General features: G+C 50.6%; 12 protein-coding genes. 5 read left to right on the top strand and 7 right to left on the bottom strand.

Annotated elements, in window-relative coordinates; all coding sequences use genetic code 11:
- Window positions 1-103: 103 nt before the first annotated feature.
- The 4 genes from HMY34_RS00845 to nhaR are packed head-to-tail and all read left to right on the top strand — an operon-like array spanning window position 104 to window position 7491.
- Window positions 104-2281, top strand: a complete 2178-nt coding sequence (locus tag HMY34_RS00845; protein ID WP_202717284.1) for a hypothetical protein — start codon at window positions 104-106, stop codon at window positions 2279-2281.
- Window positions 2282-2321: 40 nt separating this feature from the next.
- On the top strand, window positions 2322-3698 hold the full coding sequence (locus tag HMY34_RS00850; protein WP_202717285.1) for a C1 family peptidase: 1377 nt from the start codon (window positions 2322-2324) through the stop codon (window positions 3696-3698).
- Entirely contained in the window at window positions 3698-6583 is a 2886-nt protein-coding gene (locus HMY34_RS00855; protein ID WP_202717286.1) for a UvrD-helicase domain-containing protein, read from the top strand. The genes HMY34_RS00850 and HMY34_RS00855 overlap by 1 nt, the downstream gene beginning before the upstream one ends.
- Before the next feature lie 2 nt (window positions 6584-6585).
- On the top strand, window positions 6586-7491 hold the full coding sequence (nhaR, locus tag HMY34_RS00860; protein ID WP_202717287.1) for a transcriptional activator NhaR: 906 nt from the start codon (window positions 6586-6588) through the stop codon (window positions 7489-7491).
- On the opposite strand, the gene HMY34_RS00865 is transcribed toward nhaR, so the two are convergent.
- The 7 genes from HMY34_RS00865 to HMY34_RS00895 all read right to left on the bottom strand — a co-directional run bounded on the left by HMY34_RS00865 (window position 7492) and on the right by HMY34_RS00895 (window position 13254).
- Window positions 7492-7947, bottom strand: coding sequence for a tellurite resistance TerB family protein (locus tag HMY34_RS00865; RefSeq protein WP_202717288.1), 456 nt, complete (start codon window positions 7945-7947; stop codon window positions 7492-7494).
- Between the two features lie 18 nt (window positions 7948-7965).
- On the bottom strand, window positions 7966-9006 hold the full coding sequence (locus tag HMY34_RS00870) for a DUF475 domain-containing protein (RefSeq protein ID WP_202717289.1): 1041 nt from the start codon (window positions 9004-9006) through the stop codon (window positions 7966-7968).
- Window positions 9007-9101: 95 nt separating this feature from the next.
- Entirely contained in the window at window positions 9102-9680 is a 579-nt protein-coding gene (locus HMY34_RS00875; RefSeq protein WP_202717290.1) for a TerD family protein, read from the bottom strand.
- Between the two features lie 38 nt (window positions 9681-9718).
- Window positions 9719-10297: a TerD family protein gene (locus HMY34_RS00880; protein ID WP_202717291.1), complete on the bottom strand. Its 579-nt coding sequence runs from the start codon at window positions 10295-10297 to the stop codon at window positions 9719-9721.
- Window positions 10298-10321: 24 nt separating this feature from the next.
- The gene (locus HMY34_RS00885) at window positions 10322-11539 is read right to left on the bottom strand and encodes a TerD family protein (RefSeq protein WP_202717292.1); all 1218 of its coding nucleotides are present in this window, start codon (window positions 11537-11539) and stop codon (window positions 10322-10324) included.
- A gap of 10 nt (window positions 11540-11549) precedes the next feature.
- Complete coding sequence (locus HMY34_RS00890) at window positions 11550-12149, bottom strand: TerD family protein (RefSeq protein ID WP_202717293.1); 600 nt, start codon at window positions 12147-12149, stop codon at window positions 11550-11552.
- A gap of 91 nt (window positions 12150-12240) precedes the next feature.
- Complete coding sequence (locus HMY34_RS00895; protein ID WP_202717294.1) at window positions 12241-13254, bottom strand: ATP-grasp domain-containing protein; 1014 nt, start codon at window positions 13252-13254, stop codon at window positions 12241-12243.
- Between the two features lie 134 nt (window positions 13255-13388).
- On the opposite strand from HMY34_RS00895, the gene HMY34_RS00900 reads away from it, so the two are divergent.
- Complete coding sequence (locus HMY34_RS00900; RefSeq protein ID WP_228287944.1) at window positions 13389-14522, top strand: trypsin-like peptidase domain-containing protein; 1134 nt, start codon at window positions 13389-13391, stop codon at window positions 14520-14522.
- Window positions 14523-14530 lie beyond the last annotated feature (8 nt).

A 14530-nucleotide genomic window follows, 5' to 3' on the forward strand; every position in this document is an offset into this window, starting at 1 on the left:
CGGCAAGGGAAAGCGCTACACTTGAACCCATCGCCAATATGCTTTACAACACCACTTACTCGTACTACTCGTCAATTTCGCCTTAATCGCTTTTGGAGGACACATGGCAACCCGCGAAGAACTCAGCGCACAAGCATCCGCCTGCAATGATGCAGAATCCTACGCCGCCCTTGCTAAACAAGCCGCAGCCGAACCCGCCGATCTGGACTACGCCAAAGAATTGCTGGCAAAAGGCGAATCCAACTGCTCTTTCCCCGCGCATTACGTCGCGGTTGCGGAAGGCTATGTGGCGGCTGGTGATAACGACAAAGCCGCTGCCCTGTACGACGAAGCCGCCAATGCGTGCTTTGATGCCAAAGAAAAAGCTGAAACTGGCTACAGCATTGCCAAATTCCTCGGCGACCGCGACAAAGGCCGTGCGTTGTTGGAAGAAGCCATCAGCGAAACCACCAATACCACCGAATTGCTGTCTTACGCCGGTTACGTGCAAGACGCACTGCAAGACAATGCGCTTGCCAACAAGCTGTTCAGCAAAGTCACTGCCAACTGCAAAAGCATTGCCGATTACCAAAAACTGGCGAGCGACATTAAAAACAGCGGCAACCCTACTACCGCGCTGATGGTCTTCAAAAAGGCCGCACCTTCCAGCAGCGAAACTGCCGACGTGGTGAGCTTTGCGAAAGGTTTAAAAGACCTGTTCGGCGATGATAAAGAAGTCGCAGCGACACTGGGCGATGCGGAAAGCAATTGCATGTTCCCCGCGCAATTTGTGGTACTCGCAGGCGGTTTCATGAACCTGCTCGGCGACAAAGCCAAAGCCGAAGATTTGCTGGAACAAGGCAAAAACTTCGCCATGAGCGGTGAAGAAAACCTCGACCTTGCCACCGGTTACGCCAGCTTACTGGGCGACCAAGCCACTGCTAAAGATATGTACGGTGTTGCCCTGAACGAATTCAGCGGCAAAGAAGACCTGTTGAAACTCGCCAGTGCCGTTGCCGCCAATATGGATGACAAAACCATCGCAGGCAAAGCTTACGACAAACTCGCCAGCAAACTCAGCACCCCTACCGATTTGGCAATGTTGGCAAAAGCCGTCAACGACAACCTCGGTGACAAAGACCGCGTTGCCAGCATTTACGCTGCTGCGGAAAGCAAAGCCACTAACGCTGCCGCCTTGGTATCACTCGCAGGCGAAGTCAATGCCAACTTGCAAGACCCTGCCAAAACCAACGCGCTGTACGCCAAAGCGGTTGACGCTTGCAAAGTTTACACTGACGCAACCAGCATCCTCGAAGCCCTCGCCAAAAATCCGGCGGATACAGCATTGGCAGGCACTGCCCTGCAAAAAGCACTGGAGCTGACCGACACCAACGCACAAGTATTAGACGTAGCGCAACGCGCCCAAAAACTGACACCGGGCGACAATACCGTGGTTATCCAGGCTCTCGACAAAGCCGAAGCTAACGTCAGTTCCCTCGATGAAATGCGCAAACTGGCAAATGCATCCAAGCAATTGCTGGCGGATGATGCCGAGCGCAACGACCGCATCAGCGGGAAACTGGCTAAGCGCGAAGCCAGCCAAGCGCGTTACACCGAATTCCAAAATCAGGAAAAAACCCTGACGCGCCCCAACCAGTTCATTGCACTGGCAGGTGCGGTGGTCGAAGAACTGGAAGACACCTCCTACGCCAGCCAATTGCTGACCACGGCGGAAGAAAAGATGCAGGATGCAGGTACATTCAGCTTTGCCGCTTACCAGCCACTGATCGTTTCCGTCGGCAATCTGGTCAAAGACAAAGCATGGTTAGCGCGTTTGCTCGACTTAGCCGCGAACAACAGCAATACCTTTGCCCAAGTGCGCAACCTTGGCGAAACCGTCAGCAAGCAACTCAGCGACACTGAGTTTGGCAAAACTTGGACGCAGCAATTCTACGCCGCACAACTGGAAAAACTGGATGCCAGCAACGCCAGTACTTTCGAGTACAATAAACTTGCTAAAGCGGTGAAAGAGCATTTGGATGACGACGCGCAAGCGCAAACGATTTTGGACAAAGGTGAAGCCAAAGCCGAAAACCATTTCCACTTTGCTTACATGGCAGAACTGGCGCAAAAATGGGGCAATAGCAGCAAAGCCGAGAGCTTATACGCTAAAGCCACTGCCGCGTGTCAGGATGCCAGCCAGCAACGTGAATTGGCGGATTTGATGCGTAAAGCGGGTGTGGTGAGCACACTGGCGCAAGCGGCAACGCCAAGTCAGGGTGGCAAAGGCACTTATTGGTAAGCGGCGTGATGAACACATCGTGCCATGAGGTATTGCACGCATGAAACCCCGTAGCCATCAAGTTGGCGGCTGCCGGGTTGGGGCTGTCCCCACGGATGCCAAACGCCGTAAAATTGGCCGTTCTGCCGCGAAACCGTTGCCCGCTAAAGTTGACCTACGGCCGTATTTGACTGAGGTTGAGGAACAAGTGGGCAACAGTTGCGTGGCGAATGCGTGCGCAGGTGCGTATGAATACTTGGCTAAACGTCATTTGGGGGAATCCGCTGATGTCAGCCGCTTGTTTATTTATTACAACGCCCGTTATGAAGACGATGACAGCGAGAATGACGACGGCACATCCATGCAATCGGCGATCGAGGGATTAAAGAAATACGGGGCGTGCCACGAAAATTTGTGGCCTAACGACACAGACTGCATTACCGAAGAACCGGCGGCGGAAGCTTATGAACACGCCGCCAATTTCAAAATTGCCGAAGCCGAATACGTCGAAACAGATTTGGATTTGTATCGCCACACCTTGGCAGAAGGCTACCCCATTGCGTTTTGCTTGAACACCTTCTCTTCGTTTGATGAAGCAACCGACAACCGTGGGCGCGTCCCTTTACCAAAAAAGACCGAGCAAGTACGCGAAGAACACGGCTGGCACGCCATGCTTTGTGTTGGCTATTTAGACAAAGATAAGATGTTCATCGTGCGTAATTCTTGGGGCAATGAATGGGGCGACAATGGCTATTGCTACATTCCCTACAAATACGTGATTCACGCTGAACTCAACGGACATGATACTTGGGTCGTCAAAGCGGTTGAGGACTTGGATTTTAATGCTGACATTGAATCCGAAGATGACAGCTCTTACTTTGCGGAAGATGGCGCAATCCAACTGTTCGATTTCTATGTTGCCACGGACGCGGTTGAGGATTTTTCTACGGCATTGGAAGCATTGTGTGAACAATATGCCAATGCGGAAGCCTTCTATTTTGACTACGAAGAAAGCGAAGAAGATGGCATCACTTACGCCATTATCAGCAACTTTGACATCTCGCTGGATGACCCTGAGACGTTCTTGGAAGAACTGGATGCGTTGTGCAACGAATGGGCAGACGCTGAAAATTACGCTTTCAGCATAGAAGGTTACGACGATGATGATAGCGAAGCCGCTGCCGCACTGACGTTAAGTGATTTCTATATCTACACCGACCACGCTGAAACCGTCGCCGCAAAAATTGAAAAGTTATGCGCCAAACACACGACTGACGATGATTATACGCTTGAATGGGAAGAGAGCGAGGATGAAAACGGTGCTTACCTTGGATTTTCAACCTTTGAAATCACGCCAGATGATGAAGAAGCATTTTTAGCCGCACTGGAAACACTTTGCGAAAAACTATCCAACGATAACGGTTATAACTGGGAATAATGCAGATACTACTTTACAACGAACTGAATCCTGACAAAATCACCGGCTTCCGCAAATGGCGCTCTTTCATCGAAGCCGATGACCTCAAGTCCGCTGACGTCAAAAAAATCGGTGACAACTTATACCGAGCGCGGCTCAACCGCAGCGACCGTTTGCTGCTGGCTTTTTACCACTACCAAGATCAACGCTACGCATTGGTGCTGGAATACCTAAAAAGCCACGATTACGCCGGATCACGCTTCCTCAGTCACGGCGCGGTTATCGACGAAGACAAAATCCCCGCACTCGAACACGCCCCCGATGACACTCCCACCCTTGCTTACGTCAATACCCAACACGGGCGTTTCAATCTGCTGGATAAAATCATCTCGTTTGACGACACCCAGCAAGCCGTTTTCGAGCTGCCGCCACCGCTGGTGATCATCGGTTCGGCAGGCAGCGGCAAAACCGCCTTGACCTTGGAAAAGCTCAAAGCCTGCCCCGGCGATGTCCTGTACGTCACGCTATCGCCGTATCTGGTGAAAAATTCCCGCGACCTGTATTACGCCCACGGCTACGAAAACGCGCAACAACACGTCGATTTCCTCTCCTTCCAAGAATTTCTCGAAAGCATCCAAATCCCAGGCGGCAAACCGATTCATTTCCGCGAATTTGCGCAGTGGTTCAGCCGTTTACCGCGCACACCCATTAAAGATGCACACAAACTGTTCGAGGAATTCAAAGGAGTCATAACCGGCCCTTCCGTTGACAGCGCTTACCTCAGCCGCGACGAATACCTCAATCTCGGCATCAAGCAGTCCATTTTCTTGGAAGACGAACGCCCAGTTGTTTACGATATTTTCAGCCGCTACCTGACTTTTTTGCAGGAAAACCAGCATTACGATAGCAATATTCTCAGCCACCAATACCTAGAACGGGTTGCACCACGCTACGATTTCGTGGTGGTTGACGAAGTGCAGGATTTAACCAATATCCAGCTTTTCCTCATTCTCAAAACCTTGCGTGACCCCACCGGATTTTTGCTGTGTGGTGATTCCAACCAAATCGTCCACCCCAATTTTTTTTCATGGAGCAAGCTCAAAAGCCTGTTTTACACCCACGGCGAATTGCAGGCGGATGTCGATTTAATCCGCATCCTGAGCACCAATTACCGCAATTCCCCGCAAGTCACCGCGCTGGCAAATCGGATTTTGCTGCTCAAAAATGCCCGCTTCGGCTCGATTGACCGCGAAAGCAATTATCTGGTGCACAGTAACGGGCATGTGCAAGGCGATGTGGTATTTCTGCAAGACCGCGATAATATTCGCCGTGAACTGGATGCCAAAACCCGCAGTTCCACCCGTTTCGCCGTGGTAGTCATGCACCCCGAACAAAAAGCCGAAGCGCAACAACATTTCAACACGCCGCTGGTCTTCTCGATCCAAGAAGCCAAAGGGCTTGAATACGACAATATTATTCTCTACAACTTTCTGAGTGCCGAAAACAAGCGCTTCCGCGAGATTAGCGCAGGTGTCACCCACGCCGACCTGCAGCAAGACCTGACGTATGCTCGCGCTAAAAATAAAACCGATAAGTCACTAGAAACCTACAAGTTTTACATTAACGCACTATACGTTGCCCTCACCCGTGCGGTGCGTAATTTGTATTGGATCGAAGCCGAATCCAAACAACACGTACTCGATTTACTCGGCTTGCACAATGCGCAAGAGACACTCAATCTCGCTAACCAAAATTCCAGCCGCGAAGAATGGCAACGCGAAGCCCACAAACTCGAATTGCAAGGCAAGCAAGAACAAGCTGATCGTATCCGCCAAGAAATTCTCCAGCAACAAACCCCGGATTGGGCAGTTTATACCGGCGAAACCTTGCAGCATTTGCACACCCAAGCCATTCAGCAAGGCGATAAAAAAGCTCGGCTGTCACTGTTTGAAGTCGCTCTGGTATACGAAGATCGGCAATGCCTACGTGATTTGCTCAAGGTTGATTTCAAACCCGCCAGACATCCCGCCAATGGGATCAAGCAATTACAGCAGAAATATTACCTGCCTTATCAGCTTAAAAATCCAGTGGCATTGCGCAACCAGCTTAATAAATTTGGCGTGGATTTTCGCAACCCATTCAACCAAACCCCGCTCATGGTGGCGGCTTGGCTGGGCAATTCAAGCTTAATTCATGAACTGGCGGCGCTCGGTGTCAACCCCGAATACGTGGATAATAACCAATTCACCGCGTTTCAGATTGCCTTGCAACAAGCCAGCAAAGACGAGAAATACGCCAAACATCACCTTGCCAGCATTTACCGGCAACTTTCCCCCGACAGTTTAAGCATTCAAATTGACGGCAAATTATTAAAACTCGACCAGCACAGCATGGAATTTTTCCTGCTCAATCTAATGATTGCGCTGTTTTACCGCGCCCTGCCTCTTAAAATTGGTGGAAACGGTGGTTTTGGTACACAAGACATTATTGACGCAGTGGCACATTTCCCACCGGATGTGTTAAGCCCACAACGCAAACAACGCGCTTATATTTCCAGTATTTTCTCGAAAAACGAGATGTACCGCGACGACCGTTACAACCGCAAACTGTTCTATCGGGTGCGCCAAGGGCATTACCTGTTTAACCCTAGCCTGATGCTGAAAGTGGAAGGCGAGTGGGTCAATATTTACGATGTGCTGGATCTCGATAAATTGGCTTACCACCCCGCCGATACCCCGGATTGGTGGAGCGAACACGATCAAGCCCGCTGGGACGCTTGGCTGGATGCGGGACGCGACCACATTAAACACCAGCTTCAGCAAGTGCGTACTGCCATGCTGAATGATGCACTCTCCATGTTAAAATCCCTGTGCGAACAAGAGTTACGTAAGATTCAGGACAGTTAATCGTGATCAATTACAAACATTTGTATTACTTTCGTGAAGTAGCCACCTTGGGCAGCATTGTGCGTGCCTGCGAAAGCCTGAACCTGACGCCACAAACCATTAGCGGGCAATTGCAATTGCTGGAAGAATCCCTCGGTGTCAAGCTCTTCCGCAAACAAGGGCGCAATCTGGAACTCACCGACGCGGGGCATACCGCGCTACGTTATGCCGATGAAATTTTTCAATTAGGCAGTGCCTTGGAACAAGCTTTGCAAACCCACCCTTCCGGGCAGGCACGGCTGTTTCGGGTCGGTATCGTCGATGTTGTCCCTAAAACCATTGCCTACAAATTGCTGGAACCGGCAATGCTGCTCAGCCCGCAAATTCACATTGTGTGCCACGAAGGGCCCTTACCTGACTTACTGGGGGAACTTGCCATGCACCGTATTGAGCTGGTAATTGCGGACAAACCGCTTCCCAACACGCTGCCAATCAAAGGTTTTTCACACCGCTTGGGGTTCAGCAGCATTAGCTTTTTTGCGCACACCACGGTGAAAGCAGGCTTACAGGGTAAATTCCCAGAATGCTTAAACAATGCGCCCCTGCTGATTCCGAGCGAAGGCACGTCAGTACGCAATGAACTCATGAATTGGTTTCATCAGCAGAAAGTGCAGCCGAATATTATTGGAGAATTCGATGATAGCGCTCTGATGCGAGCATTTGGCTTTGGCGGGGCGGGTATTTTTGTTGCACCTTCGGTGCAGGAAGATACGTTTACCCAAGAGCCGGATATTCATTGCATTGGGCAAGCAGACGGGGTGATGGAACAATTTTTTGCGATTTCGGTGGAACGGCGGATTAGCCATCCTGCGGTCTTGGCGATTACCAAGAGTGCGCAGGACTGGCTACAGCCTAAAGCCAAGGCTTAATTACAAACCGAAATCGTCCGCAGGAACGCCCAAATCGCGGCAAATTTCACGCACGACTTGCTTTTCCTTATCATCAAACGAGCCGTCGGCACTGCCGATTGCCATGCAAACGCGCACCATCAAGCGTGCTGCATCGGGTTTGCTACGCAGCTTACCGATCATTTTCAGGGCTTCGGCTTTACCGATTTCGTTGTCAAACTCAAAGTTTTCGGTCACTTTGTTAAACACTGCAATCACGTCTTTGGTTTCAAAGACTTTCAATTCATCCGATTGCTGGATGAATTTCATCATCTTTTGCTTTTCGGACGCATCAATACTGCCATCCGCAGCCGCGACTAAACCGCAACCGGCAACGCACGCTTCCATGAATTCACGATTTTTGAATTTACCGACTTCGGTTGCTAATTTAGCGCGGGCTTCCCCGACTTTTTCTTTCAAACTATCAAAAAATGACATAAATAATCTCCTTACAAGTTAGGCTTCCGCCAATAATTTCTTTTTGTGACGCAGTGATGACACAATCGACAACACAATAAACGTCACACCGATCAAACCAGTAATGACTTCGGGAATATGGTAATGAATGCTAAATAGCATGATAAACGCCAACGCACCAATACCATAATGCGCACCGTGTTCCAGATAAATGTATTCATCCAACGTGCCTTTATGTACCAAATGCACGGTCAGGGAACGCACAAACATCGCGCCAATTGCCAGACCCAACATAATAATGACAACATCTTTGGTAATCGCAAACGCACCAATTACGCCGTCAAATGAGAATGATGCATCCAATACTTCCAGATATAAAAAGCCTGCTAAACCGTTACGTTTAACGCTTTTAACAACCGCTTCGCCTTCCGCTTCGTCTTCAAAAAACACGTCTAAGCTGCTGACCGCAATGTATAACACCACGCCAGCCAAACCAGCCACCAATACGGTTAAACGGGTTTCATCACTAATCGGCAGGAATTCTTGCAATAAAAACAACATAATTAAGGCTAACAGCACGCTAATCACGTCGAGCTTGCCCATGGCACTCATGCGTTCTTCGATGGCATGAATCCAGTGAACATCCTTTTCGTTGTCGAACATAAAGCTCAGGAACACCAACAACAAGAACATGCCACCAAACGCCGCAATACCCGCATGGCTTTCCATCAAATGGCGGGAATATTCCTCTGGATTATTCAAGGCCATGCTCATGACATCAATCGTACCCAGCCCCGTCGCCACCGCCACAATCACAATTGGGAAGACTAAACGCATCCCGAATACCGCAATCAGAATACCGACGGTTAAAAATAGCTGTTGCCATTTTTCGTCCATTTCCTTGAGGACAGAGGCATTCACGACCGCATTATCAAATGACAGGCTCACTTCCATGACGCCTAACACTACCACCAAGAAAATGGCGGTGGCTATGCCCATCGAGGTGGTCGCTCCCCACCAAATAGCCAACCCTACACACAAGAAGGTGACTAAAAACGAATATTTAAAATCCTGAAACATGGGGTTAATACTTTAGTTAAGAATAAACAAAACAGGCATCTGCAACGAGATGCCTGTCAAACTATAAGAGCATTGCGAACAATGCCTTACCGTATTTAGCCAAGATTAACGCCCATTGAGGCAGCCATCGGGCCTAAACCACCGGCAAAACCTTGACCGACTGCTTTGAATTTCCAGTCAGCATTATGACGATACACTTCACCAAACAGCATAGCCGTTTCAATGCTGGCATCTTCTGACAGGTCATAACGGGCAATTTCAGTATTATCCGCCGCGTTCACCAAACGGATGTACGCATTGCTGACTTGCCCAAAGTTTTGACCGCGTGCTTCGGCATCATGAATAGTCACCGCGAATACCAATTTCTTAACATTTTCGCCCATGCCTGCAAGGTTCAATTTCACCTGCTCATCATCGCCAGCGCCTTCGCCGGTTTTGTTATCACCCAGATGTTCGACATTGCCGCACGCGGATTTTTTATTGTTGTAGAAAATAAACGAGTCATCCGACAATACTTTACCGTCTTCGCCTAACATGAATGCGGAAGCATCCAAGTCAAAACCAGCGCCATCAGTTGCACGGGTATCCCAACCCAAACCTACCAATACGCCAGTTAAACCGGGGGCTTCTTTGGTTAAAGAAACGTTACCGCCTTTTTGTAAACTAACAGCCATTGTAAAACTCCATTATCTTCAGTATTTAATAAAAAACATTAACCAATTTGAATGCCATATTGGTCACACATCGCTTTTAAACCGCCCGCATAACCTTGCCCAACAGCACGGAATTTCCATTCGGCGTTATTGCGGTATAACTCACCGAACACCATCGCGGTTTCAGTGGAATAATCTTCTGCCAAATCGTAGCGCACAATTTCCGTGCCGGTAACGTCATTGACCACACGAATAAATGCATTGGCAACTTGACCGAAATTCTGCCGACGTGCTTCGGCATCGTGAATCGTCACAGTAAACGCCACCTTGGTAATGTCGGCAGGCACTTTGCTCAAATCCACTTTCATGGATTCATCATCGCCATCGCCTTGCCCTGTACGATTATCGCCCGTGTGTTCAACGGAACCGTCGGTGGATTTCAGTTGATTGTAAAAAATAAAATCCGCATCACCGCGCACTTTTCCACTCGCGGTCAACAAAAATGCGCTGGCATCAAGGTCGAAACCTGCACCATCAGTGCTGCGCTCATCCCACCCCAAACCAATAAGAATTTTGGTTAAACTGGGATCGGTTTTGCTTAAAGAAAGGTTGCCGCCTTTTTGTAAACTTAAAGCCATCTCACACTCCTTTTATTCTAACACTTATTTTGAACCTGCCCGCCAGTTTAAACCCCAATGGTAGGCTTGATCCATTTCCTGATGCCCACGGAAATAACGCACCTCACGGTTAACTTGCAATTCACCATTAACATTTTCCAGCAAGACGACTGCACACATGCCTAGCGAATTGCTGCCTTCGGTCAAGCGAATTTCTAACGGGGGTTCATTCGGCACATAGATGGTGACAACACCATCGGTTTGTGCCCAATTGGGCGCACCTTCGTAGATAAAGGCATACACCAGAATCCGCTTGAAGGTTTGCCACTGTTGCCCGTTGATGTGCAACCATTCGCCTTCCGAAATCGCGCCCGTGCGGTCATCGCCTTTGAGTTCGATATACGGGTCACTGCGGAACGAACCAAAGCGGTTGCCGAGGGCTTGAATCGCGCTAATCGTGCCGTCGCGCTGTTCGTACAAACAACCGACATCCAGATCCATGCCTTTATTGCTACCGCCGCCGAATAAGCCGCCAAGCAAACCGCCACTTTTCGCAGCCGGTGCTTGACCACGATTCCAGTTCAGGTTGATACGAATTTCTCCGAAGCCTTCGGTCTTTTTTTCCAGACTGACACGCGGCTTGGCTTTATCCAGCGTCACTTTGCTCAGGGAAATCGGCTTTTTCGCGGGTGCAGGCGGAGGCGGTACTGGTGGAGCCGCCGCTGGTGTGGGATCACTGATTTCCACCCCGAAATGTTCCGCCAACGGTTTTAAGCCGCCCGCGAAACCTTGCCCAACTGCGCGGAATTTCCACTGCCCTTGGCGCAGGTACAATTCGCCCAGAATCAGTGCCGATTCGACCATGCCCTTAGCAGGCAAGGTAGCTTGCAATACCGCTTGCCCCGCCACATTTTTCACGGTGACTTGCAAACTGGTGAATGCGCCGAAATTGGTGCGGTTTTCGTGAATGGTGGCGGTGAACGCTATTTTTTCCGTGCCTGCCAAAACATTCGGCAAATCGACGGCGAATTCAGCACGACCAGCACTGTTGCCGACAAACGCCACACTGCCATTGCCGGGGCGCGGTTGCCCGTAAAACACCATGTCATCATCGCCGCGTACTTTGCCGGTAGCGGTCAGGACAAAGGCGGAAATATCCACCTCTGCCCCATTGACTTGGACAGGCGATAGCAGGACTTCAACGTGCAGTTTTTCACGAGGTACAGGGCAATTCGCCCCAGCCACCAGTTGGGTCACTGACATCGCGTTACTCCTAGAGTGCTGCCAATACCGCAGGCATCATGTCGTTGGCGACTGCACCTGCCGTCGGTGTGCCAACCGCTTTCATCTCCCAGCCTGCACCGTTACGGCTCACAATCGCCATAACCACACCCGTGTGTGCGCCTTTGTCGGACAGGTTGAATTTCGCCATTTCGGTATTGTTGCTGTCATCCACCAAACGGCAGAATGCGCCGCCGACTTCATTGAAGGTTTGCCCACGGAACGAGCAGACGGTGAACGCCAGATACGCCACATTGCCCGGTAAACGGGTCAAATCGACGAAAATCACTTCATCATCGCCCGAACCTTCGCCGGTCAGATTGTCACCGGAGTGGCGAATTGAACCGTCACGGCTTTCCAATTGACGGAACCATACTACGTCAAGCAGGTTCTTTTGCGCATCCAGCAACAGGCAGGAAGCATCCAAGTCAATGTCTGCCGCAGCGCCACCGCCAAACATGCTACCAAAGAAACCGCTTTTTTTCGGTGCTTCTGCCGGATCCCAGCCCAAGCCCATGCGTACTTTACTCAAGCCACCGCCGCCGGTTTTTTCCAGCGAAATACGTTGACCTTTGCTTAAACTTACAGCCATGAGAATCTTCATCCTTTTGTATTGTTGAATGACAACATCTTAGAGAGTCGCCCAAATGCAAGCAACACTCACCCAGAATTGTCAGGTTATTTCAGCCTAACGGTTGCAATACCACGGGGGTACTGACTTCGCTGACTCGCAAACCGTAACGCAGCGGTGCGATGCTCAGGGTTTCCCCTTGCAAGCTTTGCAGGAAAACCTCAGCCAGATTCACGCCAGCCAGACACGCCATACCAAAGCCACCGGAAGGACGCGGGTTGATTTCCAGCAAACGCGGCTCGCCCGCTGCGTTCGCTTTGAACTGAATATTGAATAAGCCGTTCAAGCCGTAATACACGGTCAAACGTTCGACCATGCCTTGAATAGCGGCGTTATTGTCGATTTCCTGCCCGTATCCTGCTTGTGGATATTTTTTGCGTTGAATCGCGCATAACAACTGCCCGTTACGCCCCGCACAGTCCACGCTCCATTCTTCACCGGGTAAATGTTCCATCACCAGCAATTCGGGGAATGTCGGCGTGTGTGCCATGCCTGCGCGTAATTCTGCCAGCGGGATTTCGTATTCCACCCCTTCCAGCAAATGCGTAATGCTGTCGCGCTGCGTGTCCAGAATGCGAAATCCTAAGCCAAATACCGACTCGGCGGGTTTCACGCACAAAGCTGCGTGCTGGCGTGAAAGCTCTGCCACTGCCTGATCAAAACCGTTGCTATCCGTCACCGCGATACACGCCATTGTCAGTGCCACACTGGGTGGCAAGGTGCGGTAAAACTCGCCTTTATTGTGCAATAACTTCAGTGTTTCCGGGGATGCCACTGCAATCAACTGCGTTCCGATTTGCGCAAAATCGGCTTGATGACGCACCAGCAACACCGCCTCTTTGGCAGGCCAGAAATAATCAATCTGATGCTGTTGGCAAAAGCTCAAACACCAATCCAGATAAGCGGCCCCGACCAAACCGGGCGGTTCATGCATCGCTTCATCGGCTGCCAAAAAGACGGAAGCAGCCGGATTGGTATGCGTTGAAACGATGGTGACACCCGCTTGGCGAAGGTTATTGAACACCGAGGTAATGCTGGAAAATGTTTTGTTGAACCAAATACGCATGGTATGCCCTGTTTAGAATTGTAGTAATGATGACCCGCGTTAGTATGCCCGATTCGCCGCAATAATTTCAGGCATTTTCACCTCAATTCTTGCTATCATGCTGCGCATAATCATCCAGCTCGGTAACAATAATTATGATGAATTTACCCCTAGGAGCAAACCTGCCACTGACCGGCAACCGCTGGACAGTCGCCCTCACCTTTCCGCACGACATCCGCCACGATTTAGGGCTGGCTGTGTTGCCGGTGAATGAAGCCAAACAGTTAGTCATTCCCCCGCAATTAGCCCATGCCAATGCCACCGAATGGGCAAGCGCCAAGCTGAATGACGCAGGCACGAGCTACTCCCTGACATTGGATACCAGTGTGTTATCCAACCCCAACATTACCCGCTTGTGCGTGGTGCTGTACCGCTATGGCGCACGCGGGCCGGTAAATGTCGGCAGCAATGTCAGTGTGCAAATGGATGCCGTTTTCAGCCACAGCATTGCATTAGAGGACATGCAAGCCTCCGCGCTGATTGCCGCCGAATTTTACCAGCGAGCGGGGCAATGGAAAGTACGTGCTCTGGCAGAAACCTCCGCCTACGGGCTTGCTGCTTTGGGGCGCAGAATGGGCATGGAGATGGATGAAAGCTCACCCTTCAACACCCCAAACAACCCCGAATGTCAGCCCGGTAATTGGACAGGCACAGCGTTTCTGGTTGCCCCCAATGTGTTCATGACCAACGCACATGTGGCAGACGGCGCAAGCCGTATCCGCCTCAGCTCCCTGCAAGGCAATCTCGATGCCGAACCCATTATCAGCGACAGTACCAACGATCTGGCCTTGTTGCGGGTAGCAAGCCCCAGTCATCTGCAACCACTCCCGTTCCGCAGCAGCGGCGTAGGTTTGGCACAAAGCATTACCACGCTGGGCTATCCACTGGCAGGCTTGATGGGCAGCGGCATTCAAGTCACGCAAGGCGTTATTTCCGGCCTGTTTGGGGCGCACAATGACATTCGCCTGCTGCAATTCACCGCACCGATCCAGCCCGGTTCTAGCGGCAGTCCCTTACTGGATGAAACGGGCGCAGTATTAGGCGTGGTGTCGTCCACGTTTACGCACGCGCAGAACATGAATTTTGCCATCCGTCACAGTTTGGCGATTGCATTAATGGAAGCGGCTAATATCCAATACCAGCTACAAAGCAGTGCGCAAACGCTATCAGCCGCGCAAATGGTGACGCAAACCCAAAATGCCATCTGGCGTGTAGAATGCGCCAGCTAAATAACTAC

It is taken from the genome of Thiothrix subterranea (assembly GCF_016772315.1).
GTDB lineage: Bacteria > Pseudomonadota > Gammaproteobacteria > Thiotrichales > Thiotrichaceae > Thiothrix > Thiothrix subterranea.

Bases quoted from the DNA above. Each gene is read 5' to 3' on its own strand.
- HMY34_RS00845 (WP_202717284.1), top strand. From the start codon at position 104: ATGGCAACCCGCGAAGAACTCAGCGCACAAGCATCCGCCTGCAATGAT.
- HMY34_RS00850 (WP_202717285.1), top strand. From the start codon at position 2,322: ATGAAACCCCGTAGCCATCAAGTTGGCGGCTGCCGGGTTGGGGCTGTC.
- HMY34_RS00855 (WP_202717286.1), top strand. From the start codon at position 3,698: ATGCAGATACTACTTTACAACGAACTGAATCCTGACAAAATCACCGGC.
- HMY34_RS00865 (WP_202717288.1), bottom strand. From the start codon at position 7,947: ATGTCATTTTTTGATAGTTTGAAAGAAAAAGTCGGGGAAGCCCGCGCT.
- HMY34_RS00870 (WP_202717289.1), bottom strand. From the start codon at position 9,006: ATGTTTCAGGATTTTAAATATTCGTTTTTAGTCACCTTCTTGTGTGTA.
- HMY34_RS00875 (WP_202717290.1), bottom strand. From the start codon at position 9,680: ATGGCTGTTAGTTTACAAAAAGGCGGTAACGTTTCTTTAACCAAAGAA.
- HMY34_RS00880 (WP_202717291.1), bottom strand. From the start codon at position 10,297: ATGGCTTTAAGTTTACAAAAAGGCGGCAACCTTTCTTTAAGCAAAACC.
- HMY34_RS00885 (WP_202717292.1), bottom strand. From the start codon at position 11,539: ATGTCAGTGACCCAACTGGTGGCTGGGGCGAATTGCCCTGTACCTCGT.
- HMY34_RS00890 (WP_202717293.1), bottom strand. From the start codon at position 12,149: ATGGCTGTAAGTTTAAGCAAAGGTCAACGTATTTCGCTGGAAAAAACC.
- HMY34_RS00895 (WP_202717294.1), bottom strand. From the start codon at position 13,254: ATGCGTATTTGGTTCAACAAAACATTTTCCAGCATTACCTCGGTGTTC.
- HMY34_RS00900 (WP_228287944.1), top strand. From the start codon at position 13,389: ATGATGAATTTACCCCTAGGAGCAAACCTGCCACTGACCGGCAACCGC.